This window comes from Halomonas sp. KM-1, assembly GCF_000246875.1.
In the GTDB taxonomy this organism is placed as follows: domain Bacteria; phylum Pseudomonadota; class Gammaproteobacteria; order Pseudomonadales; family Halomonadaceae; genus Halomonas; species Halomonas aerodenitrificans.
This window is the reverse complement of sequence record NZ_BAEU01000078.1, coordinates 29,902-53,333: the sequence shown is the minus strand read 5'-3', so window position 1 is coordinate 53,333 and position 23,432 is coordinate 29,902. Positions and strand designations below refer to the sequence as shown.

Sequence of the window (23,432 nt, the reverse complement as noted above, 5' to 3'; positions counted from 1 at the left end):
CGATCATGCCCCTTGCCGTAGTAAAAGGACTTATTCGACACCCGCTGCTGCCGTTGCTGCCTGTCGCCCTGCTGGCGATGAGCGGCACCGCGGTAACGGCCGACACCCTCTCGCGAGAGGAGCGCATGGAACTCGACCTCTCCGAGTATCGCGTCAATGACACCGATGCCAGCTACTTCGACGTCGAGGCGCGCAAGGCCCTGCTGAGCGAGACCCGAAACCCACTGCTGTTGCAGGTCGAGGAAGAAGCGGGGCTGGGAATCAGCTGTCGCCAGAAGCTGAACTACGAGCCGATCACCACTCGTGGCGGCATACCGGGCTTCTATCCCAGCCCCGACGAGTGGGAGCTCGCCACCGAACCGCTGTTCGCCTTCGAAGACAGCGTCTCGGAGTTGGCCGGGGCATTCGTTGCCACCGGCGACACCTTCTATGCCGACTGCCTGGTGAAATATCTGTACGGCTGGGCCAACGCCAAGGCGCTGACCACCTTCCGCTATGACTCGCTGGAACCCCAGGCGTGGTTCGCCTCGGAGTCGATGCTGTTCGCCGCGGCCATGGCCTACTCCGTCGTGCGCCCCTACGTGGAAGGGTTCGAGGAGGAGCGGGCAGAAGTGGAGCGGTGGCTGCACGGGCTCGCCCTGCAGCACTCGGCGATACCCGGGGAACCGGAAGAGAGCTGTTGCAACAACCACTTCTACCGCCGCGCGCTCTACGCCAGCATGGTTGGCGTGCTGGTCGAGGATGACGACTTGTTCCGCTTCGGCGTCAGCGCCATCTATTCCGCGCTGCACGACATGACCGAAAGCGGCGCGCTGCCCCTCGAGGTGGGCCGCGGCCGGCGCGCCATCCACTATCAGAACTACGCCCTCAACTATCTGATCACCAACATGCAGGTGATTCATCGCCAAGGCTACGACATCTTCGATCTGGAATACGAGGGTAGCACCATCCACGAAGCCATCGACTATCTGTTCGTGATTCTGGACGACCCGGCGGCGTTGGAAGACTACGCACCACTCGAGCAGTTCATGGGTTTCCTGCGTGACCCCCAGTACTTCACTTGGATGGATATCTACCTGGCCCACTACGAGCACGAACCGATGGCCGACTTCGTGACCCGAGTACGCCCCACCTACAACCGCAGTGCGGGCGGCTTCATCACCCTCTACTTCATGGCCCCCGATGCTCAGGAGCACATCTACATGGACGAGGAGCGCCGCAGCACCGAAGCGTTCCGCGGCTTGGGGAATTGAAACGGGGCCAACTGCTACACGATACGACGACACATAGAGAGGGGAACACATGGAACGAATAGCGAACAGGACTCGACTCATCCCCTCGCTGCGATTCACCGCAGCGATAACCCTGTCGGCCTGGCTGGCCGGCTGCGCCGTGACGCAGGGGACGCCGGGCGGCGAGCATGCCCAGCCCATACCCGAGGCACATGAAAGCTGGTTCTCTGGTGGCCTTGATACCAACATAGATTCGATGGACTGGGACCAAATCAATCGCGCCCAGGACCTGATCGAAACGGGCCGCTATGACGAGGCCATCGAGCACTTGCAGCCGTTGATAGAACGTTACGTGCCGCCCGCCTATTATGAGATGGCCAAGCTTTACGATCAGGGCCTCGGCGTCGAGCAAGATCCCTCTCAAGCTGCTCGCCTCTACGGTCAAGCGATTGAGCAGCCTTCGTCCATACGCGGCCATGCCTCGCTGAACCTTGCACGGCTCTACCTTGAAGGCAGGGGCGTGGAGCGTAACGATGTACTCGCCTACCATCTGCTGTGGCAAGCCAAGGAGGCCGAACTCGACCGCACTGCCGAAGTGCTGCTGGCCCGCCTCCTGACTGAAGGTGGCGAAGGCGTCGAGGCCGATCCCGAGCTGGCCCACCGGCTCTACAGCGAAGCGGCTGCGCGCGGAGAGCCTGAGGCCCTTGAGGCCCTGGCAGAAGCCCATGCCCCCGGCGGCTGGCTGGAAGAGGATCCAGCCCGCTCGATGGACTACGCCCAGCGCTACGCCGACATACTCGAAAGCGAGGCGGCCCAGGGCGAGGTCAACGCCATGTTGCAGCTGGCGTCGTTGCATAGCGAAGACGGACTGCTCGGCGACCAGCCCGATCAGCGTATCCACTGGTTGCAGCAGGCGGCCCAGGCCGGCGATCTCGATGCCCTGGCCCGAGCCGGACGCGATCTGACCCGGGACGGGAATCGCCAGCAGGGTCTCGAGCTGCTGGAAGATGCGGCAAGCCAAGGCAGCGTCGATGCCATGACTCATCTGGGCCAGGCGCTGCTCGAGCCCGAAGCCGGCAATCCCGAACCGGTGCGCGCCGAGCGCTGGCTGCGCGAGGCGATCGAGGCCGGCTCGATCGATGCCCGAGTGATCCTGGGACGCGCCCTGGTGGAAGGCCAGGCCGGGCTCAACGACCTGCCCCGCGGCATGGGCCTGCTCGAGCAGGCCGCCGAGCAGAACCACCCGCAGGCGTTGGCACAGCTGGGCTCGCTCTATCTGGACGACGAACGAGTCGCAGGCCAACCCTACATCGCCGTCGACTATCTCGAACGTAGCCATGAGCTGGGGCACCCCTGGGCCACCGAGCAGCTCGGCGGCGCCCTGCTAGAAGGGCGCGGCACGGCACCGGATCCTACCCGCGCCGAGGAGCTGCTGGAACAGGCCGCCGAGCGCGGCCAGAGCGGGGCCATGCGCATATTGGGCGCCGCTTATCTCGCCGGCGAGGTGCTGCCGTATGACCCTGTCAGGGGGCGAGAGCTTCTCGAGCACGCCGCCCAGGCCGGCGACACCACAGCGCTGACCCAGCTCGGCGAAGCGTATCTGGATGGCAGCCTGGAAGGCGAACCCCGCGAAGGTATCCGATTGGTGGGTCAGGCCGCCCATGAGGGCGATGCCTATGCCATGGTGGTACTGGGCCGTGCCTATCGCCATGGCGACGGCGTGGAGCGCGATCTCGCCGAGGCCAATCGCTGGCTCACTCGCGCTCAGGAGGCGGGCCATGAGTCCGCCGACGACGCTCTGACCTATGTCCAGCGCGACCTGGGTGCTCAAGGCGATATCCAGGCCCTCGTGGCGGCGGCGGAAGACGGCCACCCCGGTGCCATGGCCGACCTTGGCCGTGCCTTCCTCAACGGTGAAGGCGTCGAACGCGATCAGAGCCAGGCGGAATACTGGTTGGGGCAGGCGCATCAGGCCGGCCATGCCGGCGCCGCCGCAAGCCTCGGCCGCCTGTACATGGATAGGGGTGACGACGCGACAGCCATCGAGTACCTGGAAGCCGCCGTGGCCCGTGGCCACACCGGCGCGCGAGCTAATCTGGGGGAGGCCTACCTGGCCGGCAACCATGTGGAGCAAGACGTCGACCGCGGGCTGGAGCTGCTGCAGCAGGCCGCCGATGCGGGCATGCCGAACGCCGCTTTCGCGTTGGGTGAGGCCTATCAGCACGGCGACGGCGTCGAGCAGAACGCCGAGGAAGCGGAGCGCTGGTATCAGCAGGCCGTCGACGCTGGCGCCGACTATGCAAGTGCCGGCCTGGGCCTCGCCCTGATGCGCGGCGACGGCGCCATTGCGCAGGACGTCGAGCGCGGCCATGAGCTACTACTCGCCGCCGCCGAGCAGGGCCATCCCGGCGCTCAGGCCTCCCTCGGCCGTGAGTATCTGCGTGGGGTGAACCTGGACCGCGACCCGGAGCGAGGCGCCGACTATCTCTACGAGGCTGCCAGCCAAGGGCACCACAGCGCCCGTCTGGCCCTGGCCGAGGCCTATCTCACCTCCCGCGGCCTGCAGGCCAACCAGGAGCAGGCCCTGCTGTGGCTGGACAATGTCTTCGAGAGCGAAGGTCAGCTCGCCGTGGAAACGCTGCGCCAGCTGCTCTCCGACGAGGAGGCCATCGCCGCCGCCGGCGACGTGGAAATAGCAGAATGAACCGTTGACTCGCCAGCGAGCCGGCGCATCAGGCTCGCTGGCACTCGCCGCGGCGGCGCTTCGCGTAACGAACGAGGCCGGCGACTTGGCCGGCCTCGAATCGTTACTGCGTATACCGCACTGTCACGGTCAAGCGTCGAAGGGGTTGCGCAGCACGATGGTCTCGTTACGGTCGGGACCGGTCGAGACGATGTCGATGGAGGTACCCACCTTCTCCTCGAGGTAGCTGATGTAGGCGCGTGCATTGGCCGGCAGGTCCTCGATTCGCTTGGCCCCCAGGGTCGACTCGCTCCAGCCCGGCAGGTCCTCGTAGACCGGCTCCACCGCTTCGTAGCCCTCGGAGTCGACGGGGTTCTCCATCACCTCGCCATCCTTGCTGCGATAGCCGACACAGACGCGGATATTCTCCAGGCCGTCGAGCACGTCGAGCTTGGTCAGGCAGATGCCGGAAACGGAGTTGATCTGTACCGCATGGCGCAGGGCCACGGCGTCGAACCAGCCACAGCGGCGCGGGCGACCGGTGGTGGCACCGAACTCATGGCCACGTTCGGCCAGATGGCGGCCGTGCTCGTCGAACAGCTCGGTGGGGAACGGGCCGGAGCCGACTCGCGTAGTGTAGGCCTTGGTGATGCCGAGCACGTAATCGAGATAGAGCGGGCCGACGCCGGAACCGGTGGCGGTGCCGCCGGCGGTGGTATTGGAGCTGGTGACGAAGGGATAGGTGCCGTGGTCGATGTCGAGCAGCGAACCCTGAGCCCCTTCGAACAGAATGTTCTCACCGGCGCGGCGCAGCTCGTGGACCAGACCCACGGTATCGCAGACCATGGGACGCAGCTCTTCGGCCATCTCCATGGCCTCGTCGAGGATCTGCTGGAAGTCCACGGCCTTTTCGCCGTGATAGTTGACCAGCACGAAGTTGTGGTAGTCGAGTACCTCGCCCAGCTTGGAGGCGAAACGCTCACGATGCAGCATGTCGCCCAGGCGCAGGCCACGACGAGCCACCTTGTCCTCGTAGGCCGGTCCGATGCCACGCCCGGTGGTACCGATCTTGGCCACGCCGCGGGCCTTCTCACGCGCCAGGTCGAGGCGCACGTGGTAGGGCAGGATCAGCGGGCACGCCGGCGAGAGACGCAGCCGCTCGCGCACCGGCACGCCCTTGGCCTCGAGCTCGCGAATCTCCTTGATCAGCGCCTCGGGAGAGAGCACCACGCCGTTGCCGATGACGCAGGTCTTGTCCTGGCGCAGGATACCGGAGGGAATCAGGTGCAGAACGGTCTTCTCGCCGTCGATGACCAGCGTGTGGCCGGCGTTGTGTCCGCCCTGGAAACGGACCACCGCCGCCGCGGATTCGGTCAGCAGATCGACTACCTTGCCCTTGCCTTCATCACCCCACTGGGTGCCCAGCACGACTACATTCTTGCCCATTGTGTCTCGTCTCTCGTGTCAGCGCCGCGTAAGTGCGCGTCGATGATCCGGCCCGCGGGCCGCGCTCGTGATCCGGCCCGCATGCCGGTGTCGTCCAAATCTAGCCTCGGCCACCGCGCCCAGGCCTAGAGTGCCTCCGTCTGCCAGCGCCCGTCGACCAGGCTCAGACGGCGGCTGCAGCGATGCACCTCGGGAGATGTCGTCTGCCCCGGCAGCGCCTGTACCACCCGCTGCCCGCCGTCGCGCAGCGCGGCAATCGCCTCGCTCAGCCCCTCTCCAGAGGCCGGCGCCCAGATGCCGTCGCAGGCCGGCTCGCTCTGCACCAGGGTAGCGAGCAGCTTGAGATCCATCGAGAAGCCGGTGGCGGGTCGGGCACGGCCGAAGGCGCGACCCGTATCGTCGTAACGCCCGCCTTTGGCCAGGGCCTGACCGTATCCCGGCACGAAGGCCGCAAACATCATGCCGGTGTGATACTGATAGCCACGCAGCTCGGCCAGGTCGAAGTATATCTCGACCTCGGGATGCTCCTCGATCACGCCCTGATGCAGCGCACGCAGCTGAGCCAGCGCTTCGGCCACCGCCGCAGGGGCGCCGGCGAATGCCTCACGCGCGGACTCCAGCACTTCGGCACCGCCATGCAGCCGCCCCAGCGCACGGAACATCTCCGCCAGCGCCGGGTCGGGTACGCTGACCTCGACCTGCTCGGCCAGGGCACCGGGCGACTTGAGTTCCAGCGCTTCGAACAACGCCCGCTCGCGGTCGTGATCCAGTGCTGCTGCCTGTACCAGGCTACGATAGATGCCGATGTGGCCCAGCGCCAAGTGCAGCTCGGCGGCCCCGGCCGCCTTGAGGCTCTGCAGCGCCAGGCGCAGGATCTCGAGGTCGGCTTCCAGGCCTGCGTGGCCGAACAACTCGACGCCGACCTGCACCGGGCTGCGTCCGCCCTGATACTGGTCGGCCTTGGCACGCAGCACGTTGGTGCAGTAGCACAAACGCGCCGGCCCCTGGTGCCGCATGGAGTGCGCATCCATGCGCGCCACTTGGGGCGTCACGTCGGCGCTCACGCCCATCAGGCGGCCGGTGAGCTGGTCGGTCAGCTTGAAGGTCTGCAGGTCCAGGTCGGTACCGGTACCGGTCAACAGTGAGTCGAGAAACTCCACCGGTGGCGGCATGACCTGGTCGTATCCCCAGCGGTAATAGAGATCGAGCAGCGTGCGGCGCAGCTCCTCCATGCGGCTCGCCTGGGGCGGCAGCACCTCATCCATGCCGTCGGGCAGCAGCCAGCGGTCAGCGATGGTCATATGGTCAATCCTGCAAGACGATTGGGCGGGGCGAAAAGGGTTCCGAAGGTAAAAAAGGCCCACAAAAAAACCGGGCCACGCCCGGTTCAGGGATTCTATCACGTTTGACGCCAGGTTGAACCCCGCCATGCGGGGGCAACGAGCGTCGGCCGGCCCGCGGCCGGCCGACGCTGCGGGTCACTCGTCGTTCTGGATCGCCGGGCTGCGCAGGTAGCGGAAGAAGTCGCTGGTCGGATCGAGTACCAGCATGTCCCGCTCGCCGTCGAAGCTCTCGCGGTAGGCATTGATGCTGCGCCAGAAGGTGAAGAATTCCTGGTTCTGGCCATAAGCCTCCGAGAAGATCGCTGCCGCTTCGGCATCGCCCTCACCGCGCAGGGTCTCGGCCCGCTCGGTGGCCTGGGCCAGCAGTACCTGGCGACGACGGTCGGCGTTGGCGCGAATCCGCTCGGCCTCTTCCTGACCCTGGGCACGCCACTCGCGCGCTTCCCGCTCACGCTCGGAGCGCATACGGTCGAAGACCGCAGCGGAGACGTCCTCGGGCAGGTCGATACGCTTGACGCGAATGTCGAGGATCGACACCCCCAGCTCCTCACGCATCAGCGCGTCGAGCTCCTGGGTCGGCCGGATCATCAGATCGTCGCGACGCTCGGCGATGATCTGCTGCAGATCCAGACGACCGAACTCGTTACGCAGGCTCTCGTCGACCCGCGGCTGAATCAGGCGGATCGCCATCATCTCGTCGCCGGCGGTAGCCTCGTAGTAACGGGTGGGGTTGACCACCTGCCACTTGACGTAGGAGTCCACGATCACCGCCTTCTGCTCGAGCGTCAGGTAGCGGCTGGTATCGGTATCCAGCGTCAGCACACGGGTATCGAACTTGCGAACCGTCTGGGTGATCGGCACCTTGAAGTGCAGCCCGGGCTGGATGTTCTCTTCGATGACCTCACCGAAGCGCAGCTTGACGGCACGCTCGGTCTCGTCGACCACGTAGAGACTGTTGCTGGCCAGCCAGGCCACGGCAGCGAGGCCACCCACGATGATCAAGGAACGGTTGTTCACCATTTAGCGGCCCTCCCTGCGGATACCACCGGTATTGCCACCCTGCGCCGAGCTGGTCGTACGCAGGCGCTCGAGCACACGCGGGTCGAGTTCGCCGCTTTCGCCGCGAGCCGCCTCACCGTTGCCTTCGCCACCGCCAGTCTGGCCACCGGGGCGCTGGTCGAGCGGCAGGTACATCAGCGGTGCGTCGTCGCGCACGTCGATCAGCACCTTCGGTGTGCGAGCGAAGACGTCGGCCATGGCGTCGATGTAGAGACGCTCACGCATGATCTCCGGTGCGTTGCGGTACTGAGCCAGCAGCGCGTTGAAGCGGTTGACCTGACCCTGGGCTTCAGCCACCACCGACTCGCGGTAACCCTGGCCCTGCTCGACCAGACGCTGCGCCTGACCCTGAGCGGCCGGGATGATGGCGTTGGCGTAGGCCATGCCTTCGTTGATGGTCCGCTGACGATCCTCACGGGCCCGGATCACGTCGTCGAAGGCATCGATGACGGGTGCCGGCGCGGAGGTCGACTCGATGTTGATGGTCTGCAGGCGGATACCGGTACCGTAGCTGTCCAGGTAGGTCTGCAGGCGGCTCGCCACCGAGCTGCCGAGGATCTCACGACCGGAGGTCAGAATCTCGATCATGTCGGTGCCACCAACCACGTGACGCAGCGCGCTGTCCAGAGCGTTCTCGATGGAGAGCTCCGGGTTGCGCACGTTGAGCACGAAGTCGCGCGGGTTGTTGACCTGATACTGCGCCGAGATCTCGACCTCGACGATGTTCTCGTCACGGGTCAGCATCGACTGAGTCTGGGTCAGCGAGCGTACGCGGGTCACGTTGACCATGCGCACGTCGTCGATCAGCGGCGGATTCCAGTGCAGGCCGGGGCCGACGACAGTCTGGAACTCACCGAAGCGCAAGACCACGCCGCGCTCGGCCTGATCGACCAGATAGAAACCCATCGCCCCCCAGATGCCCAGGGCGATGATCAGCAGCAGTCCTGGCAGCGCAAAGGTGTTGCGGGGCCGACCGCCGCCCTTGCCACCTTGACCGCCGCCGCCCTTGCCGCCGCGACCGCCAAGCATGCCGTTGAGCTTGTCCTGAAATTTCTTCAGGGCCTCGTCAAGGTCGGGTGGGCCCTGGTTGCCGCCACGGTTGCCACCGCCGCCCCCACTGCCGTTACCGCCACTGCCGCCACCGCGTCGGCCCCCACCGCTCCAGGGGTCATGCTGGTTGCCGCCACCCGGCTCATTCCAAGCCATACGTCGTCTCCACTCTGCGTTGCCTCTCTGTCGGCGCTTCGCTCAGCCGCACGGAGAAGCCGGTTGCCATCCTGTAGGGCGCCGGTAGGTTCCGCCGCCGTTATTTCTAGGGGAAGTCGATCCAGTCGATCAGGACACCGCAGTCGTCACGCATCCCATACTGGCCGCTCGTGCAGCTCGGACGGAAGATAGTCTTCCGCCCGCTCTCCCAGGCGAGCCATCAACTGCAGGAAATCACGGCGAGGCAGGCGCACGTCGAGCCGCACCTTGCCGCCTTCCTCGTAATGTTCTTCTTGTACGGCACCAAGCTCATGCATGCCTGCGCGCAGACGGCCCTGCTGCGGCGACAGCTGCATGCTGAACTCGATCACGTTATCCGCCAGACGCTCCGACAGCGCCTGGCCCAACAGCTCGAGCCCCCGCCCATCGCGGGCCGAGAGCCACACCACTTCGGGCCGACCCTGCCCGTCGCGCTCGATTCGCGGCGCACTGTCGAGCAGGTCGATCTTGTTCATCACCTTGAGCATCGGCACTTCCAGCGCACCGATCTCGTCGAGCACCTTCTCGACCTGCTCCACGTTGAGTTCGCGATCGGGATCGGCGGCATCGATCACGTGGACCAGCAGTGATGCTTCCGTTGCCTCCTGCAGGGTGGCCTGGAAGGCCTCCACCAGCTTGTGCGGAAGATGACGAATGAAACCTACTGTATCCGCCAATACCACCGGGCCGACGTCACCGACCTCCAGCCGCCGCAGGGTCGGGTCGAGTGTGGCGAACAGCTGGTCCGCCGCGTAGACCTTCGCCTCGGTTAGCGCATTGAACAGCGTCGACTTGCCGGCGTTGGTATAACCGACCAGCGACACGCTGGGAATTTCGGCTCGCTCACGGGCACGACGATTCTGGCTGCGCTGGCTGCGCACCTTGTCGAGCCGCTTGTGAATTGCCTTGATGCGCGCCCGCAGCAGGCGGCGGTCGGTCTCCAACTGGGTCTCGCCGGGCCCGCGCAGGCCGATACCGCCCTTCTGACGCTCCAGGTGGGTCCAGCCTCGCACGAGGCGGGTGGACATGTACTCCAGTTGCGCCAGTTCGACCTGCAGCTTGCCCTCGTGGGTGCGCGCGCGCTGAGCGAAGATGTCGAGTATCAGCCCGGTTCGGTCCAGCACCCGGCACTTGAGCTCCCGCTCCAGGTTGCGCTCCTGGGAGGGGCTCAAGCCGTGGTTGAAGATGACCAGCTCGGCACCGTGCACCTGCAGCGCCTCGCGCAGCTCCTCTAACTTACCGCTCCCGATGAAGGTACGCGAATCGGGGCGATGCCGGCTCCCGGTAAGCAACATGGCCGGGGCGGCTCCGGCGGAACGGACCAGCTCCAGGAACTCACCCGGATCCTCGCGCTCGCGATCGTCGTGAAAGTCCACATGAACCAATACTGCCGTTTCGCCGGCGTCGGGTCGTTCAAAAAACAATCAATACCTCACACGTTGCTGTCCGGCTGGGCCGCGGGATCCTGCGGCGGCAGCCGCACATTGCGCGAAGGTACCACGGTTGAGATGGCGTGTTTGTAGACCATCTGACTGACCGTGTTGCGCAGCAGAATCACGAACTGATCGAACGACTCGATCTGTCCCTGCAGCTTGATGCCGTTGACCAGGAAAATCGAAACCGGAATGCGCTCCTTGCGCAGGATGTTCAGGTATGGGTCTTGAAGGGATTGCCCTTTGGACATTTTACCTCTCCCTAAAACGTTCTCTTGAGGGGTGAAAGTTGTGTTCTTGGGTTGTCTGTCTCACGACATGACACCATGCCGGCTCGGCCTGGTCCCCCGGCCACTCGAAGCCATCATCTTACGCTAAGAGCCCGATTCACGCACGAATTTCAGGACTTGCTCCAGCGCCGACCGGTTCTGACTATCGACCCAGTGTAGCGCCGGCCAGCTGCGTAGCCAGGTCAATTGACGCTTGGCCAGCTGCCGCGTCGCCACGATGGTGCGGTAGCGCAGTTGCTCGACGTCACCCTGCCCGTCGAGGTATTCCCACACTTGACGATAGCCCACGCTCTTCATGGAGGGCAGGCCCGGGTGCAGGTCGCCGCGCGTACGTAGCGCCTCGACTTCTGCGACGAGACCGGCATCCAGCATGACCTCGAAACGCGCAGCTATTCGCTCGTGCAGCACGCGACGATCGAAAGGCGTGAAACCTATCGACAGCACTTCCCATGGGAAGGTTTCAGGACGTTGTCGACGCCACAGTTCGGTGAGGGTCGTACCGCTGGCGCGATAGACCTCCAGTGCCCGCATCAATCGCTGTGGATCGTTGGGGTGAATGCGCCGGGCCGCCTCGGGATCGACCCGTGCCAGCTCGTCATGCAGCCCCGCCAGGCCGCGCCGTTTGGCCTCTCTGGCCAGTTCGGCGCGAATGGCCGGATCTGCCGCCGGCAGGTTGGCGACCCCTTCGAGCAGTCGCTTGGCATACATCATGGTGCCGCCCACCAGCAGCGGGATACGTCCGGCTGCGGTAATTCGCCGCATCTCGCGACGCGCATCCTCGCGGAAGTCCGCCGCCGAATAGGGCTCCGCCGGATCGCGAATATCGATCAGGCGATGCGGGGCTCGCGCCAGCTCCTGGGGCGAGGGTTTGGCGCTGCCGATATCCATGCCGCGGTAGACCATGGCCGAGTCCATGCTGATCAGCTCGCAGTCGAGCCGTTCGTGCAGCTCGATGGCCAGGTCGGTCTTGCCGGCGGCAGTGGGGCCCATCAGCAGAATGGCCAGGGGGCGACGTTGCGACATCAGTCAGCGCTTCCTCACTACTGACCGCGCAGGAACAGGCGATCGAGCTGCTTGAGCGACATTTCGGTCCAGGTGGGGCGGCCGTGGTTGCACTGGCCACTGCGCTCGGTGCGCTCCATGTCACGCAACAGCGCATTCATCTCGGCCACGCTCAGGCGCCGGTTGGCACGCACACTGCCATGACAGGCCATGGTGGCCAACAGCTCGTTGATACTGGCCTCGAGACGGTCGGAGCGCCCGTAACGCTCCAGGTCTTCCAGCATGTCGCGAATCAGGGGCTCGACGTCGGCATCGGCCAGCAGCGCCGGCACCTGGCGTACCAGCAGCGTCTCGGGGCCGGCCACGTCGAGTTCGACGCCCAGACGAGCAAACGCCTCGCGCTCGGCCTCGGCGGTGGCCACCTCCGCATGGCTCGCCGCCAGCGAGACCGGCACCAGCAGCGGCTGCGTCTGCAGCTCGCCGCCGTGGACCTGAGCCTTCATGCGCTCGTAGACGATGCGCTCATGGGCCGCGTGCATGTCGACGATGATCATGCCCTGGGCGGTCTGGGAAAGGATGTAGATGCCATGCAGCTGCGCGATGGCGAAGCCCAACGGAGGTATACCGCTGCCCTCTTCCACTACGGGCAGAGCCGGTGCCTGGCCCACACCAGCGGCCTCCCGTACCGGCGGCGATGCCACGGCGGCATCCACCCCGGCCTCGGCCGGCTGCGGCGTCAGCAGGTGCTCCTCGTGCTCGGGGTGCAGCGCGCGATAGCCGTTCATGAAAGCGCGTACACGATCGGCCGTGACCCGCTCCGGCGACTCGCCCGTGGCATGCAGCGCCATGGGCTGCTGCTGCCAGCGCGGCGCGGGCTCGCGCACCTCAGCGGCATCGTCCTGCTCGGCTACAGCGTCATCGCCGTGGGCCTCGCGTTCCGCCGGGCGCGCCTCGGCCAGCGCCCGGTGCAGGCTGGAGAAGAGGAAGTCGTGCACCAGGCGGCCGTCGCGGAAACGCACCTCGTGCTTGGTAGGGTGAACGTTGACGTCCACCACCGTGGGGTCGACCTCGAGATAGAGCACGAACACCGGGTGCCGGCCGTGGAACAGCACGTCGCGATAGGCCTGACGAATGGCGTGGGCCACCAACCGGTCGCGCACCACGCGCCCATTGACGAAGAAATACTGCTGGTCGGCTTGGGCGCGGGAGTGAGTAGGCAAGCCGACCCAACCCCACAGCCGCAGCCCGCCGGCGGCCAGATCCAGGTGCAGGGCGTTGTCGAGAAAACTCTTGCCCAGCAGCGCGGCGATGCGACGCTCGCGGCGGGTCGGGTCATCGCCAGCCGGCAACTGGTGCACGGTCTTCTGGTTGTGACGCAGCACCCAGGTGATGTCGTAGCGCGACAGCGCGAGACGGCGAAAGGCCTCTTCCACGTGGCCATATTCGGTCTTCTCGGTGCGCAGGAACTTGCGCCGCGCCGGGGTATTGAAGAACAGGTCGCGCACCGTGACCGAGGTGCCGCGAGGATGCGGTGCCGGAGTGACGCGAGGCTCCATCTGACGCCCCTCAGCCACCACGCGCCAGCCGCCGCGCGGGTCATCCTCGACGTTGGCAACGAGCTCGAGGCGCGACACCGAACTGATCGACGCCAACGCCTCACCGCGAAAGCCGAGGCTGGCCACGCCTTCCAGGTCCTCAAGCGAGGCGATCTTGCTGGTGGCATGCCGCGACAGCGCCAGCGGCAGGTCCTCTTCGGCAATGCCGCTGCCGTCGTCGCGTACCCGGATCAGCCGGGCGCCGCCGGCCTCCAGCTCCACCTCGATTCGGCGGCTGCCGGCATCGATGGCGTTCTCGACCAGTTCCTTGACCACCGAGGCGGGACGCTCCACCACCTCGCCAGCAGCGATCTGGTTGGCCAGCCGGGGGTCGAGAACGCGGATACGCCGGGTAGCGTCGATCACCGTCATGAGCGAGGAATCCTCAACACCTGGCCGACGCGAATCACGTCACCATTGATGTCGTTGGCCTGCTTGAGCTGCGCCACCGGCACCCCGTGACGAGCTGCGATCTGCGACAGGGTATCTCCGGGCTGGATGCGATACTCGTTACTGGAAGGCGTGCGTCGATTGTCGCGCTGCCAGGCGAGCAGGCTGGCCGGTGGCGGGTTGCTGCGGAAGTGCGCCTCGATGCCGGCGAAGATCGATTCGGCCAGCCGCTGCTGGTGCCCCGAGTCCCGCAGCCGGCGCTCCTCGTCGGGGTTTGAGATGAAGCCCGTCTCGATCAGCAGTGACGGGATATCCGGCGACTTCAATACCATGAAGCCGGCTTGTTCCACGCGTGAACGATGCAGACGGTTGACCCGGCCCAACTGGTCGAGCACCTGGCCGCCTATGGACAACGAGTCATTGAGGGTGGCGGTCATGGTCAGGTCGAGCAGCACACCGCGCAGCACCTCGTCCTTGTCGTTGAGCGAGAGATTGCCGTCTACACCGCCGATCAGGTCGGCTCGGTTCTCGCTGGCGGCCAGCCACTGGGCCGTCTCCGAAGTGGCACCGCTCTGCGACAGCGCGTAAACCGAGCTGCCGCTGGGTCGCGGGCTGTTGAAGGCGTCGGCGTGAATCGAGACGAAGAAATCGGCCTTCTGTTCGCGGGCGATGCGCGTGCGCTGGCGCAGCCCGACGTAATAATCGCCGTCGCGAATCATCACGGCGCGGAAGCCTTCAGCACCATCGACCAATCGCTGCAGGCGGCGGCTGATCTCCATCACCACGTCCTTCTCGCGGGTGCCGCCGGGGCCGATGGCACCGGGGTCCTCGCCACCATGGCCAGGGTCGATGGCGATGATGATGTCACGCCTCGGATGCGGTGCTGCCGGCTGTTGCGCCACGACTTCGGGGTCGATGCGCGGCGTTTCGCTGGCCGCTTCGCCGCGATGCCGGTTGGCCGCCATCTCCTGCTCGCGGATCATCGCCTCGATCGGATCAATGGGGTTTTCCACCGCGCTTTCACCCGGGTACTCCATGTCCACCACCAGACGATGCCCGTACTGATCGTTGGGCGGCAGGGTGAAGTGACGCGGTTCCACTTCGCGGGAGAGTTCCAGTACCACTCGCAGGCCGCTGCCGTCGCGCACGCCGCTGCGCACGGCAGTGATGGCGCTGCCTTGCAGGTCGAGCGAGGCGAGGTCGGTATCGAGCCGGCTCTGCTCGAGATCGATCACCAGCCGTCGCGGGTTGTCCAGGGTGAAGACGCTGGCCTCGGCCTGACCGGATAGATCGAATACCAGGCGCGCATGGTCCGGCGCCGCCCACAGACGAATATTGTCGACCTGAGCCGCCTGCGCGGGCATGGCAAAGCACAACGACATCAACAGGAGCAAGCCGAGTGCACCGCGCAACATGGCGCGCAGCAGCCCATCTTGGCTCATCGGCGAGGGTCGGGTGAACATCACGGCGTATCTCGCTCTTCAGCGCTGATCAGTTCGGCCAACGCCGCCTCCTGTCGCAGCACGTCGAGCGCTGCCCGGCCATGTGCGGTATGTGCTTCGAGTACTGCCTGGCGTCCGGCGCCGTGCAGCGACAGGGTCACGTTGACATCCGGCAACGGCAACCAGCCGCGGCCTCGGCTCGGCCACTCGACGACGCACAGAGCCTCTTCGGCGAACAGATCACGCCCACCGATGAACTCGAGCTCCTCGGGATCGCCCAGACGATAGAGATCGAAATGGTAAAGGCGGCCGCTTGCCAATTCATAGGGTTCGACCAGCGTATAGGTGGGGCTCTTGACCGCTCCGGTATAGCCATAGGCACGCAGGATGCCGCGGGTCAGCGTAGTCTTGCCCGCTCCCAACTCACCTTCGAGATAGATGCGGCCGCGCCCCTGCAGGGCCCTACCCAGGCATTGCCCGAAGACGACCTGACGGTCTTCGTCCACGAGTCTTATGCGCATCAACGGCCCCCTGACAACGAATGAAGCCCCGGCTCGAAATCGGGGTTGACGATAACTCGGGCATAGGATGCCAGATCGGCCGCCAGCAGGCCACGTTCCCCCGCGTCGCGTACGGCCATGTCGGCGGCCAGGGCATGTGTCATGACCCCGACTCTGGCAGCCGCTTCGAGAGGCAACCCCTGAGCCAGCAGCGCGCCGAGCACGCCGGAGAGAACGTCGCCCATCCCCCCCGACGCCATGCCGGGATTGCCGTAGGGGCAGACCGCCAGGCCGGCGGGCCCCGCCACCAGGCTGCCAGCCCCCTTGAGTACGACCACGCCACCGTAACGCCGCTGCAGCTCGCGCGCCGCCGCGGGACGGTCGGCCTCCACCTCCGCCGCACGACATCCCAGCAGCCGCCCCGCCTCTCCCGGATGCGGGGTCAGGATCCAATCGTCACGCCGCTGACCGGTGAAGTGAGAGGCCAGCAGATTGAGCCCATCGGCATCCACCACCAGCGGACGTGAAGCAACCAACGCCGCCTGCAGCATGCCCTGCCCCCAGGCCCCCTGCCCCAGGCCCGGCCCCACCACCAGCACGTCGGCCTGCTCCGGCAGCTGGCCAAGCTCGGCGGCACCGCGCAGGCCATGCACCATCACCTCGGGACGATAGGTCAGGCAGGCCGTGACATGCGCCGGCGCCGTGGCCAGGCTTATCTTGCCGGCGCCCAGTCGCGCCGCCGCCTCGCTGGCAAGCAACGCCGCACCGCCAAAGCCCGGGGCACCGCCCAGCACCAGCACATGGCCCATGACGCCCTTGTGGGCATCGCGGGCTCGCGACGGCAGCCACGCCTTGATCAGCTCCTGGTCGAGCAGCTCCGCCTCCGGCAGCAGGTCGGCATATTGGCGAGCATCGACGCCCAGGGAGCGAAAGTGGACCTCACCGACCAACGCAGGGGCGCGTCCGGTATGCAGGCCGACTTTGTCGCCGATGAAGGTGACGGTGCGGCTGGCCCGTACGGCCACACCGAGCTCCGCCCCAGTGTCGGCGGCAAGGCCACTGGGTATGTCGATGGCCAGCACCGGAAGCCCGCTGGCGTTGATCGCCTCGATGGCCTCGCGGAAAGCACCGCGCACCTCGCCGCTGAGCCCGGTGCCGAGCAGCGCATCGACGATCACTTCACCGTCGAAGGCGATACCCTGCCGCCAAGGCTCGCAGCCGACGCCGGCTGCCGTGGCCATCTCCGCGGCCCGTGCGGCATCGCCCTCAAGCTCCTCGAGGGGCTTTACGGCGATACGCTGCACCGCCACGCCTGCCACTGCCGCCAGCGCAGCCAGCACATGGCCATCGCCGCCATTGTTGCCGCCACCGCACAGCACGCTGAGACGCTTGATGCCGGGCCAGCGCGCCCTGAGGCTCTGCCAGGCGGCGGTGGCGGCGCGCTGCATCAGGGCGAAGCCCTCAATGCCCCCCGCGATGGTGCGCCGGTCGAGCTCACGCACCTGTTCGGCACGATACAACGGGCGCAGCGCGACCTGCGGTTCGCTTGAATGATTCCCGGACATCCCGTGTCTCCCTGCCGGCATTGCTTTATCATGGGAGTGTAAGCGCCGTGGCGCTTTCGCCAATCCCCCCGCTTCATTTTTGCCCGGTTTTTTCTCGATCATGACCCTTCCCGCGATCCTGGAAGACAGCGCGCTGGACCAGTTGGCCACCACCATCAAGACCTGGGGACGGGAACTTGGTTTCCAGCAGGTGGGCATCGCCGACGTCGACCTCTCCGAGGACGAACGTCATCTGCAGCGCTGGCTGGATGCCGGCTACCACGGCGAAATGGGCTTCATGGCCAAGCACGGCACCAAGCGCACCCGGCCCGAGGAACTGGTTCCCGGCACGCTGCGGGTGATCAGCGTGCGCCTGGACTACCTGCCGGCCGAGGTCGAGAGCGCCAAGGTGCTGGGGCAGCCGCAGACGGCCTATGTGTCGCGCTACGCGGTGGGCCGCGACTACCACAAGCTGATGCGCAAGCGCCTGGCCACCCTGGCCAAGTGGATCGAGGACGAGATCGGCCCTTTCGGCTACCGCGCCTTCGTCGACTCGGCGCCGGTGATGGAGCGCGCCCTGGCACGCAAGGCCGGGCTCGGCTGGGTGGGCAAGAACGCCATGCTGCTCAATCCCCGGGCCGGCTCGCTGTTCTTTCTTGGCGAGCTCTACGTCGACCTGCCACTAACCGTCGACCCGCCCTTCGACAGCGAGCACTGCGGCAGCTGCAGCGCCTGCCGCACGGCCTGTCCTACCGGCGCCATCGTCGAGGACAAGGTGGTCGACTCCCGCGCCTGCATCTCCTATCTCACCATCGAGCTGTTCGGCGCCATCCCCGAACGCTATCGCGAAGCCATGGGCAACCGCGTGTTCGGCTGCGACGACTGTCAGCTGGTCTGCCCCTTCACCCGCTTCACCCGGGCAACGCAAGAAGAGGACTTCGCCCCGCGCCACGACCTGGATCGCGCCAGCCTGGTATCGCTGTTCGCCTGGGGCGAGGAGGAGTTCCTCGACAAGACCGCCGGTAGCCCGATCCGCCGCATCGGCTACGAGCGCTGGCTACGCAATCTGGCGGTGGGGCTGGGCAACGCTCCCTGGAGCGAGAGCGTGGAGGCGGCCCTGCGCGCTCGCCTCGCCTACCCCTCCGACCTGGTGCGCGAGCACGTGCGCTGGGCACTCGAACGGCAGCAGAAGAAGCGTGACCGGCTGATAGCAAGCGTCTGACGGTGGTAAGCCACGGCTATACCGGCGACAGTCCTTCGATACGGCCGCGGCTTTACCGGCGACAGCCCTGCGAGGAGGCGCTGTAAACCCATCCCTGGGCGCTATATTTGCCCTGCTTCGCTCTCGCATCCTGCTCCGCTTGCAGGACCGGGGCTGGCCATCCATGGCCAGCCCGTTCGGCGGAATCCGCCTCACCCATGGCAAATAACCTCCTCTTCGAGCTGTCCCCGGCGCCGCTCACCCTTGGTGGTGCCAGCCAGGGGCGCTCCTACTCCTCCTCGTCTCGCTCGCTGCCGGCCAGGCGCAAAAAGGTATTGCGGTAGTGCGCCAGTTCCGCCAACGATTCGCGAATGTCGTCCAGCGCCTGGTGGGTGTTGCGCTTGCTGAAGCCGGCCAGCGCCCCCGGGTTCCAGCGCTTGGCCAGCTCCTTGAGGGTGGAGACGTCCAGATTGCGATAGTGGAAGAAGCCCAGCAGCTCGGGCATCTCGCGTTCGAGGAAGCGCCGGTCTTGGTGCACGCTGTTGCCGCACATGGGCGACGAACCCGGGGCGACGTAGGCCCTGAGGAATTCCAGGGTCTGCCGCTCGGCCTCGGCAGTATCGATACGGCTCTGCTTCACTCGCTCGACGAGGCCCGACTCACCGTGGGTCTTCTGGTTCCAGTCATCCATCGCCGCAAGCAGGCTGTCGGGGTGGTGCACTGCGATCACGGGCCCCTCGGCCACCAGGTTGAGTTCGTTGTCGGTAATCAGGGTGGCCACCTCGATGATACGCTCGCGCTCGGGGTCGAGTCCGGTCATCTCGAGGTCGATCCACACCAGCAGGTCCTCGCGTGGTGCGGCAGTGTTGGGCATCGGTCAGGCTCCAGAGTTGAAGGGCGCGGCAGGACAGGCCGGACCACGCTGGGTACAATGACGCTATTGTAACGATCTTCGGGCGCCCATGAGCAAACGCAAGTTGAGCCGTCAGCAGCGCTGGCGAATCGAGAAGGTACAGGCCGAGCGAGCCAAGCGCGCCGAGCAGCGCGACGTCAAGGACTCGCAGAAGCTCGCCGCCGGCGAATACGGCTCCGAGCGCCCCGGGCGCGTCATTGCCCATTTCGGGCGCACCCTCGACGTGCAGGAGGACGGCGACGGGCCGACGGTGCGCTGCCACCTGCGCGCCAATCTCGAGGGGCTGGTGACCGGCGACCGGGTCATCTGGCGCGCCGCCGAGGACGCCGAAGGCAACATCACCGAGGGCGTGGTGGTGGCGCGCAGCGAACGCCAGAACGTGCTGGAACGCCCCGACGCTCGCGGACAGCTCAAGCCGGTGGCGGCCAACATCGACCAGATCCTGATCGTCTTCGCCGCGGAACCGGCGCCGCACCCCAACCTGATCGACCGCTACCTGGTGGCCGCCGAGGCCACCGGCATCTCCCCGGTACTGGTACTCAACAAGATCGACCTGCTGCCCGAGGACGGCGGCGAGCTGCGCGCCCTGCTGACTCGCTACGAGGCGCTCGGCTACCCGGTGGTATCCACCACCACGGCCCGCGCCGAGGGGCTCGATGCGCTGCATGCGCGCCTGGCCGAGCGCACCTCGGTCTTCGTCGGCCAGAGCGGCGTGGGCAAGTCGTCGCTGATCGACCGGCTGCTGCCCGATGAGTCGCTGCGTATCGGTGCGCTGTCGAAGGATTCGCGCAAGGGCACCCACACCACCACCACCGCCCGCCTCTACCGGCTGCCGACGGCCGACGACGCCGAGCTGATCGACTCGCCCGGCATTCGCGAATTCGGCCTCGTGCATCTGGACGAACAGCAGGTGGCCGAGGGCTTCATCGAGTTTCGCGACCTGCTCGGCCACTGCCGCTTTCGTGACTGTCGCCACCGCCATGAGCCGGGCTGCGCCCTGCTCGAGGCCGTTGAGCGCGGCGACATTCACCCCGAGCGTTTTGCCAGCTACCGTCATATCGTCGATAGTCTGAGCGAGACCTGATTCGGCCGCATCGCGACAATGAGACAAGGAGAGCGCCATGAGTTCCGAAGAGAATCTGCTGCCGCTGATCATCGAACCCGAGCAGCTCGCCGAGCATCTGGACGACCCCCAACTGTTGATCGTCGACGTGCCGCTGAGGTCGGAGAGCTATGAGGAGGACCACGTGCCCGGCGCCGTGTTCCTCGATTTCCGCCGCCTGATGCGCGGCGAGGGCGAGGTGCCCAACGAGGTGCCGAGCCCCGAGGCGCTGTCGCAGCTGTTCTCGTCACTGGGCCTGACCCGCGACACTCACGTGGTGGCCTACGACGACGAGGGCGGCGGCTGGGCCGGGCGCCTGCTGTGGACCCTGGAGCTGATCGGACATACCCGTTACTCCTACCTCAACGGCGGCATCCACGCCTGGCGCCAGGCCGGTCAACCCGTATCCCATGAGCCGAGCGCACCGACGCCCAGCGAGTATGAGGCCGAATTCCTGCATCCGGAGGTCGCCATCGACCGGTTGGAGCTGCAGGAGCGGCTGGGCGAAAAGGGCTTTGCGGTTTGGGACGCCCGTTCGCCGGCGGAGTATCGCGGCGAAAAGGGCGAGAACAGGCAGCTTGGGCACATTCCCGGCGCGGTCAACATGGAGTGGACCGAGGCCATGGACAAGGAGCGCGCGCTGCGCATTCGCGACTATGCCGAGCTGATCACCGAACTCGAGGCGCTGGGGCTCACCCCGGATATGGAAGTGATCACTCACTGCCAGAGCCACCACCGCAGCGGCTTCACTTGGCTGGTGGGCAAGGCGCTGGGCTTCGAGAAGATACGCGGCTACGCCGGCTCCTGGAAGGAGTGGGGCAACCGCGACGATACGCCGATAGAGAAGTAAACTACGCCCTCATCGCTGGGCGGTCATGCGAGGCGATTCGCGACAATCGAGAACGAAACCCTGGCCTTCGAGAGCCGGGTGACGCGCCGGGCAGGATCAAGGTCCCTCTTGCCTGCCTTAAATCGACATCCCTGTCGATTTGCGCTACCCGGCTCCCTCAGGCCAGCGTCCTCGACAAGGTCGCGTCACTGCCTCACAGACCGCGCAAAATTTGCCTGCATGGAATGGACTTACCTTGTCTCTCGCCAAGTTCTTCGCCCTGATCCAGTATCCGATTCCCCATCACCTGCTCTCGCGGCTGGTGGGCTGCCTTGCCGAAACCCGCGTGGCCTGGCTCAAGAATGCGCTGATCCGCGCCTTCATCAAGGTCTTCAAGGTCGACATGGGCGAAGCCGCCGAGCCGGATCCCACCGCCTACGCCACTTTCAACGACTTCTTCACCCGCGAGCTGAAGCCGGACGCCCGCCCGCTGGGCGATGGCCTGCTGTGCCCCGCCGACGGCAACCTGTCCCAGTTCGGCCCCGTCGAGGCCGACAAGCTGCTGCAGGCCAAGGGGCATCGTTTCTCGATGATCGACCTGCTGGGCGGCGACGCCGAGGCAGCCAGGCGTTACAGCAGCGGCAGCTACGCCAACGTCTACCTCTCGCCCAGGGATTACCACCGCGTGCACATGCCGCTGGCCGGCACCCTGACCGAGATGGTCTACGTGCCAGGACGGCTGTTCTCGGTCAACGCCGCCACCACCGACCATGTGCCCAACCTGTTCGCCCGCAACGAGCGCTTGGTGTGCCACTTCGATACCGAGCACGGCCCCATGGCCGTGGTGCTGGTCGGCGCCATGATCGTGGCCGCCATCGAGACGGTGTGGGCCGGCCAGGTCACGCCGCTCTCGGGCCAGGTGCAGCGCATCCGCTTCGACCAGCCGATCCACCTGGAGCGCGGGGCGGAGATGGGTCGCTTCAAGCTCGGCTCCACGGTGGTGCTGGCCTTCGGCGGCAAGGTCGATTTCGACGCCGCGCTGGCACCCAAGACCAAGGTCAGCATGGGTCAGTCGCTGGGTGGGGTGCCCGATCCCGGCCCGGAGTTCGTCTAGACGTCGCCCGTCGATTTTTTAGACGCAGCCTGTATCAGCAATTGGGCGTGGCAAAAGCCATCACCTCCGCCACGCTCGCTTTTCCCAGCGCCAGCTGAATCAGCCGGTCGATGCCCAGCGCCACGCCGCTGCCGGCCGGCATGCCGTGTTCCAGCGCCGCCAGCAGGCGTCGGTCGACGTCCACTTCGGGCAGGCCCAGCTGTCGCCGGGAGGCGTTGTCCTCGGCGAAGCGTGCACGCTGCTCGTCGGCATCGGTGAGTTCGTCGTAGCCGTTGGCGAGCTCCAGCCCGGCGAGATAGACCTCGAAGCGCGAGGCGACCCACTCGCCGTCCTCCGGGTCGCGATGACGCCGTGCCAGGGCTGCCTGAGTCGCCGGGTAGTCCACCACCACGTCGATTCCATCGCGCCCCAGAGTGGGCTCGATGGCCAGGCTCATCAGCAGGTCGAGGCAGTCGTCGCGGGCGGCATCGCTCATGTCGAGCCCGCCGCGCTCGCCGGCCTGCCGCTGCAGCTCACCAAGCTCGACGCTGAAGGGGTCGAACCCCAGCCCCTCGCGGAACAGCTCGCGGTAGCGTCGACGGCGCAGCGACCCCACCTCACCCCTCAGCTCTGGACCGAGCACCTGACGAATCAGCGCCACGGTCTCGTCGATCAGCTCGTCGAGGGAGAAGCCCGGGCGATACCACTCCAGCATGGTGAACTCGACGTTGTGGCGGCTGCCCACCTCGCCGTCGCGGAAGCTGCGCGCCAGCTGAAAGATCGGCCCTGAACCTGCGGCCAGCAGCCGCTTCATGTGGAATTCCGGCGAGGTCTGCAGCCACAGCCGCTCGCGCCCCGCCGGCGTGGTCGCCTCCAGCGACAGCGAGGCCAGGTGCACGTCGGTGCTGCCGCCGTGGCCCAGCACCGGCGTCTCCACCTCCAGTACGCCGCGCGCAGCGAAGAACGCCCGCACCTCGGCCAGCAGCCGCGCCCGCTCGTGCAGCGTCTCGATACTCGCCGTGGGGCGCCAGTCAGTTGCCATGACACGGTCTCCAGAACGATGAAGGCCACGCCGAATCAGCGTGGCCTA

General features: G+C 66.3%; 19 protein-coding genes. 6 read left to right on the top strand and 13 right to left on the bottom strand.

Annotated features, from left to right (window positions below; translation table 11 throughout):
• Positions 1-5 precede the first annotated feature (5 nt).
• A complete protein-coding gene (locus tag B8115_RS08320; RefSeq protein ID WP_010627324.1) occupies positions 6-1,253 on the top strand; it encodes an alginate lyase family protein in 1,248 nt (415 codons plus the stop codon).
• Positions 1,254-1,302: 49 nt separating this feature from the next.
• Entirely contained in the window at positions 1,303-3,936 is a 2,634-nt protein-coding gene (locus B8115_RS08315; protein ID WP_010627323.1) for a tetratricopeptide repeat protein, read from the top strand.
• 129 nt (positions 3,937-4,065) lie between these two features.
• On the opposite strand, the gene B8115_RS08310 is transcribed toward B8115_RS08315, so the two are convergent.
• The 11 genes from B8115_RS08310 to B8115_RS08260 all read right to left on the bottom strand — a co-directional run bounded on the left by B8115_RS08310 (position 4,066) and on the right by B8115_RS08260 (position 17,225).
• Positions 4,066-5,361: an adenylosuccinate synthase gene (locus B8115_RS08310; protein ID WP_010627322.1), complete on the bottom strand. Its 1,296-nt coding sequence runs from the start codon at positions 5,359-5,361 to the stop codon at positions 4,066-4,068.
• A gap of 125 nt (positions 5,362-5,486) precedes the next feature.
• On the bottom strand, positions 5,487-6,662 hold the full coding sequence (locus tag B8115_RS08305; protein ID WP_010627321.1) for an ATP phosphoribosyltransferase regulatory subunit: 1,176 nt from the start codon (positions 6,660-6,662) through the stop codon (positions 5,487-5,489).
• 177 nt (positions 6,663-6,839) lie between these two features.
• Positions 6,840-7,724 carry a protease modulator HflC gene (gene hflC / locus B8115_RS08300; protein ID WP_010627320.1) on the bottom strand — a complete coding sequence of 295 codons (885 nt, stop codon included), beginning with the start codon at positions 7,722-7,724 and terminating at the stop codon, positions 6,840-6,842.
• Entirely contained in the window at positions 7,725-8,969 is a 1,245-nt protein-coding gene (hflK, locus tag B8115_RS08295; RefSeq protein WP_010627319.1) for an FtsH protease activity modulator HflK, read from the bottom strand.
• Between the two features lie 146 nt (positions 8,970-9,115).
• Positions 9,116-10,432 carry a ribosome rescue GTPase HflX gene (gene hflX / locus B8115_RS08290; protein ID WP_026037979.1) on the bottom strand — a complete coding sequence of 439 codons (1,317 nt, stop codon included), beginning with the start codon at positions 10,430-10,432 and terminating at the stop codon, positions 9,116-9,118.
• An 8-nt stretch (positions 10,433-10,440) separates the two neighbouring features.
• On the bottom strand, positions 10,441-10,692 hold the full coding sequence (gene hfq / locus B8115_RS08285; RefSeq protein ID WP_010627317.1) for an RNA chaperone Hfq: 252 nt from the start codon (positions 10,690-10,692) through the stop codon (positions 10,441-10,443).
• Between the two features lie 123 nt (positions 10,693-10,815).
• On the bottom strand, positions 10,816-11,754 hold the full coding sequence (miaA, locus tag B8115_RS08280) for a tRNA (adenosine(37)-N6)-dimethylallyltransferase MiaA (RefSeq protein ID WP_010627316.1): 939 nt from the start codon (positions 11,752-11,754) through the stop codon (positions 10,816-10,818).
• Between the two features lie 17 nt (positions 11,755-11,771).
• Positions 11,772-13,700 (bottom strand): DNA mismatch repair endonuclease MutL, encoded by a 1,929-nt coding sequence (gene mutL, locus B8115_RS08275; protein ID WP_010627315.1) that lies wholly within the window; start codon positions 13,698-13,700, stop codon positions 11,772-11,774.
• Positions 13,697-15,133, bottom strand: a complete 1,437-nt coding sequence (locus B8115_RS08270) for an N-acetylmuramoyl-L-alanine amidase (RefSeq protein WP_035590524.1) — start codon at positions 15,131-15,133, stop codon at positions 13,697-13,699. Before B8115_RS08270 ends, mutL begins: the two co-directional genes overlap by 4 nt.
• Before the next feature lie 47 nt (positions 15,134-15,180).
• The gene (tsaE, locus tag B8115_RS08265; RefSeq protein WP_010627313.1) at positions 15,181-15,681 is read right to left on the bottom strand and encodes a tRNA (adenosine(37)-N6)-threonylcarbamoyltransferase complex ATPase subunit type 1 TsaE; all 501 of its coding nucleotides are present in this window, start codon (positions 15,679-15,681) and stop codon (positions 15,181-15,183) included.
• The gene (locus B8115_RS08260; protein WP_010627312.1) at positions 15,681-17,225 is read right to left on the bottom strand and encodes a bifunctional ADP-dependent NAD(P)H-hydrate dehydratase/NAD(P)H-hydrate epimerase; all 1,545 of its coding nucleotides are present in this window, start codon (positions 17,223-17,225) and stop codon (positions 15,681-15,683) included. Before B8115_RS08260 ends, tsaE begins: the two co-directional genes overlap by 1 nt.
• Positions 17,226-17,325: 100 nt before the next feature.
• Between B8115_RS08260 and queG the strand changes: the two genes are divergently transcribed.
• A complete protein-coding gene (gene queG / locus B8115_RS08255; RefSeq protein WP_010627311.1) occupies positions 17,326-18,426 on the top strand; it encodes a tRNA epoxyqueuosine(34) reductase QueG in 1,101 nt (366 codons plus the stop codon).
• A gap of 268 nt (positions 18,427-18,694) precedes the next feature.
• On the opposite strand, the gene orn is transcribed toward queG, so the two are convergent.
• The gene (gene orn / locus B8115_RS08250) at positions 18,695-19,279 is read right to left on the bottom strand and encodes an oligoribonuclease (protein WP_010627310.1); all 585 of its coding nucleotides are present in this window, start codon (positions 19,277-19,279) and stop codon (positions 18,695-18,697) included.
• An 88-nt stretch (positions 19,280-19,367) separates the two neighbouring features.
• Between orn and rsgA the strand changes: the two genes are divergently transcribed.
• The 3 genes from rsgA to asd all read left to right on the top strand — a co-directional run bounded on the left by rsgA (position 19,368) and on the right by asd (position 22,363).
• Positions 19,368-20,402, top strand: a complete 1,035-nt coding sequence (gene rsgA / locus B8115_RS08245; RefSeq protein ID WP_010627309.1) for a small ribosomal subunit biogenesis GTPase RsgA — start codon at positions 19,368-19,370, stop codon at positions 20,400-20,402.
• Between the two features lie 37 nt (positions 20,403-20,439).
• A complete protein-coding gene (locus tag B8115_RS08240; RefSeq protein ID WP_010627308.1) occupies positions 20,440-21,270 on the top strand; it encodes a sulfurtransferase in 831 nt (276 codons plus the stop codon).
• A gap of 235 nt (positions 21,271-21,505) precedes the next feature.
• Positions 21,506-22,363 carry an archaetidylserine decarboxylase gene (gene asd / locus B8115_RS08235; RefSeq protein ID WP_010627307.1) on the top strand — a complete coding sequence of 286 codons (858 nt, stop codon included), beginning with the start codon at positions 21,506-21,508 and terminating at the stop codon, positions 22,361-22,363.
• Positions 22,364-22,397: 34 nt separating this feature from the next.
• Here the strand turns inward: asd and epmA are convergent, their stop codons facing one another.
• Positions 22,398-23,384: an EF-P lysine aminoacylase EpmA gene (gene epmA, locus B8115_RS08230; protein ID WP_010627306.1), complete on the bottom strand. Its 987-nt coding sequence runs from the start codon at positions 23,382-23,384 to the stop codon at positions 22,398-22,400.
• Positions 23,385-23,432: the final 48 nt, after the last annotated feature.

Coding starts and splice junctions, on each gene's coding strand:
- B8115_RS08315 (WP_010627323.1), top strand. CDS start 1,303: ATGGAACGAATAGCGAACAGGACTCGACTCATCCCCTCGCTGCGATTC.
- miaA (WP_010627316.1), bottom strand. CDS start 11,754: ATGTCGCAACGTCGCCCCCTGGCCATTCTGCTGATGGGCCCCACTGCC.
- B8115_RS08240 (WP_010627308.1), top strand. CDS start 20,440: ATGAGTTCCGAAGAGAATCTGCTGCCGCTGATCATCGAACCCGAGCAG.
- epmA (WP_010627306.1), bottom strand. CDS start 23,384: ATGGCAACTGACTGGCGCCCCACGGCGAGTATCGAGACGCTGCACGAG.
- B8115_RS08270 (WP_035590524.1), bottom strand. CDS start 15,133: ATGTTGCGCGGTGCACTCGGCTTGCTCCTGTTGATGTCGTTGTGCTTT.
- rsgA (WP_010627309.1), top strand. CDS start 19,368: ATGAGCAAACGCAAGTTGAGCCGTCAGCAGCGCTGGCGAATCGAGAAG.
- B8115_RS08310 (WP_010627322.1), bottom strand. CDS start 5,361: ATGGGCAAGAATGTAGTCGTGCTGGGCACCCAGTGGGGTGATGAAGGC.
- B8115_RS08320 (WP_010627324.1), top strand. CDS start 6: ATGCCCCTTGCCGTAGTAAAAGGACTTATTCGACACCCGCTGCTGCCG.
- B8115_RS08305 (WP_010627321.1), bottom strand. CDS start 6,662: ATGACCATCGCTGACCGCTGGCTGCTGCCCGACGGCATGGATGAGGTG.
- hfq (WP_010627317.1), bottom strand. CDS start 10,692: ATGTCCAAAGGGCAATCCCTTCAAGACCCATACCTGAACATCCTGCGC.
- hflC (WP_010627320.1), bottom strand. CDS start 7,724: ATGGTGAACAACCGTTCCTTGATCATCGTGGGTGGCCTCGCTGCCGTG.
- hflK (WP_010627319.1), bottom strand. CDS start 8,969: ATGGCTTGGAATGAGCCGGGTGGCGGCAACCAGCATGACCCCTGGAGC.
- tsaE (WP_010627313.1), bottom strand. CDS start 15,681: ATGCGCATAAGACTCGTGGACGAAGACCGTCAGGTCGTCTTCGGGCAA.
- queG (WP_010627311.1), top strand. CDS start 17,326: ATGACCCTTCCCGCGATCCTGGAAGACAGCGCGCTGGACCAGTTGGCC.
- B8115_RS08260 (WP_010627312.1), bottom strand. CDS start 17,225: ATGTCCGGGAATCATTCAAGCGAACCGCAGGTCGCGCTGCGCCCGTTG.
- mutL (WP_010627315.1), bottom strand. CDS start 13,700: ATGACGGTGATCGACGCTACCCGGCGTATCCGCGTTCTCGACCCCCGG.
- orn (WP_010627310.1), bottom strand. CDS start 19,279: ATGCCCAACACTGCCGCACCACGCGAGGACCTGCTGGTGTGGATCGAC.